Here is a 1521-nt window from a genome sequence, read left to right on the forward strand (position 1 = left end):
CCAACTCGTCCGCACCCACGCCGCGGCCGTCCTCGGCCACGCGACCCCGGACACCCTCGACCCCGGACGGGCCTTCCGCGAACTGGGCTTCGACTCGCTGGCCTCGGTCGAACTGCGCAACCGCCTGAACGCCGCCACCGGCCTGCGGCTGCCCGCCGGCATGGTCTTCGACCACCCGACCCCGGCGGCGCTCGCGGACTTCCTGGCCGCCCGACTGACGGACACGGACTCGGCCACGGCCAGGGCCGCCGCGCCCGCGAGGCCGGCCGACGACGACCGGGACCGGGACGCGGACGACGACCGGATCGCGATCGTCGCCGCGGCCTGCCGCCTCCCCGGCGGCATCCGCTCGCCCGAGGACCTGTGGCGGATGCTGGCCGAAGGACGCGACGGCATCTCCGGGTTTCCCACCGACCGCGGCTGGAGTCTGGACACCCTCTACGACCCTGACCCGGACCGCGTCGGCACCTCCATCACCCGCGACGGCGGCTTCCTCTACGCCGCGGCCGACTTCGACGCGGAGTTCTTCGGCATCTCGCCGCGCGAAGCGGTGGCCATGGACCCGCAGCAGCGCCTGCTCCTGGAAACCACCTGGGAACTCTTCGAGCGCGCGGCCATCGACCCCGCCACCCTGCGCGGAGCCGCGGTCGGCACGTACGTCGGCCTGATGCAGCAGGACTACGCGGCCCGCCTGCTGCCCTACATCCCCGAGGACGTCGAAGGATTCCTCGGCACCGGGAACTCGGGCAGCGTCGTCTCCGGACGCCTGGCCTACTTCTTCGGACTGGAGGGCCCCGCGGTCACTGTCGACACAGCCTGCTCCTCCTCGCTGGTCGCCCTGCACCTCGCCGTACGGGCGCTGCGGTCCGGCGAATGCCCCCTGGCCCTGGCCGGCGGCGTCAACGTGATGTGCAGCCCCGAACTCTTCGTCGAGTTCAGCCGGCAGGGCGGCCTCGCCCCCGACGGCCGCTGCAAGTCCTTCGCCGCGGCAGCCGACGGCACCGCCTTCGGCGAAGGCACGGGCATGCTGCTGGTGGAGCGGTTGTCGGACGCGCGGCGGAACGGGCATCCGGTGCTGGCGGTGATCCGTGGTTCTGCTGTGAACCAGGACGGTGCCAGCAATGGGTTGACGGCGCCGAACGGTCCGTCGCAGCAGCGGGTGATCCGGGCGGCGTTGGCGGACGCGGGTTTGTCGGCTGCCGAGGTGGACGTGGTGGAGGCGCACGGTACGGGGACCCGGCTGGGGGACCCGATCGAGGCGCAGGCGCTGCTGGCGACGTACGGGCAGGGGCGTCCGGCGGACCGGCCGGTGTGGATCGGCTCGCTGAAGTCCAACATCGGGCACGCTTCGGCAGCCGCCGGTGTCGCCGGGGTCATCAAGTCGGTGCTGGCGTTGCGGCACGGGGTGATGCCGAAGACGCTGCACGTGGATGGCCCGACGCCCGAGGTGGACTGGTCGGCGGGGGCCGGACGGCTGCTGACGGAGGCCCGTACGTGGGACGACGCGGGCCGTCCGCGACG

The 1521-nt window shown here is 73.2% G+C and carries 1 protein-coding gene; it reads left to right on the forward strand.

What is annotated here, in order from left to right; all coding sequences use genetic code 11:
• Positions 1 to 1521 (forward strand): type I polyketide synthase (locus B9S61_RS30345; protein ID WP_146064995.1); only part of this gene is annotated, 1521 nt, incomplete at both ends.

The sequence above is a fragment of the Streptomyces sp. SM1 genome (genome assembly GCF_002910825.1).
Taxonomy (GTDB): domain Bacteria; phylum Actinomycetota; class Actinomycetes; order Streptomycetales; family Streptomycetaceae; genus Streptomyces; species Streptomyces okerensis.